1 protein-coding gene is annotated in these 731 nt (G+C 46.8%); it reads left to right on the forward strand.

What is annotated here, in order from left to right; translation table 11 throughout:
- The first annotated feature begins 176 nt into the window (after positions 1–176).
- Positions 177–650, forward strand: a complete 474-nt coding sequence (locus tag HBN63_RS21640; RefSeq protein WP_170050849.1) for a hypothetical protein — start codon at positions 177–179, stop codon at positions 648–650.
- Positions 651–731: the final 81 nt, after the last annotated feature.

Genomic DNA, 731 nt, shown 5'->3' on the forward strand with positions numbered 1-731 from the left:
TCAAGCCAGGGTTTGGCTGGCGGTGTCAAGCGATGCGGTATAGGTAGTCAAAAGGGCTTCTCCCATGCACTGATTTGAGCGCTAATTATATGATATTTATGGATAATTTCCAAAGTTGATGACATTGACCTTTAGCCTTGGTTGGCTGTGACTTCGTTAACGATCAAAAGCTAAATATGGCTCATCAGGAGTATATGCAGGAGTGCTTTGGTAATTTATCCAACAGTTGTAACGACAAAGCCGTCGACTACAACCTCATGGCTCTGGAGGCGCTACAAGATGAAATGATTGAGGTTGGGTCTAAGCGTCTAAATATAAAAGGTGACAGTATCGTTAGATTCGAAAAGCATGTAGAAAAATCGATCGAAAAAGTGGCCGAACATTTTGAAAAAATAAGGCCGGGCTTTTTCAGTCGTGTGTTCTTGGGTGGATTTCAGCCATTTGATGGGAAGTCTATCCAAATCATTAGCGGGTCAGATATGAGTGACCTTGGTACTGAAATTGTTGCGGAATATGCGAGAAAGCTCGTAGAAAGCAAGCAAGAATACGAGAAAATGTGGGCTAATACGCCTCCACTGGTTTCCGAAGTGCCAGCTCCGGTTGAGTGCGGATTCCACGGTCATCTGGCCACCCATTCCATGAGCATCTGACCACCGATTCCACGCTGATCCGGCCACCCATTCCACGCGCATCCGGCCACTGATTCCACGGCCATCCGGCCACTCAACCGG

Origin of the sequence: Pseudomonas sp. WS 5011 (genome assembly GCF_012985775.1) — a bacterium.
Taxonomy (GTDB): domain Bacteria; phylum Pseudomonadota; class Gammaproteobacteria; order Pseudomonadales; family Pseudomonadaceae; genus Aquipseudomonas; species Aquipseudomonas peli.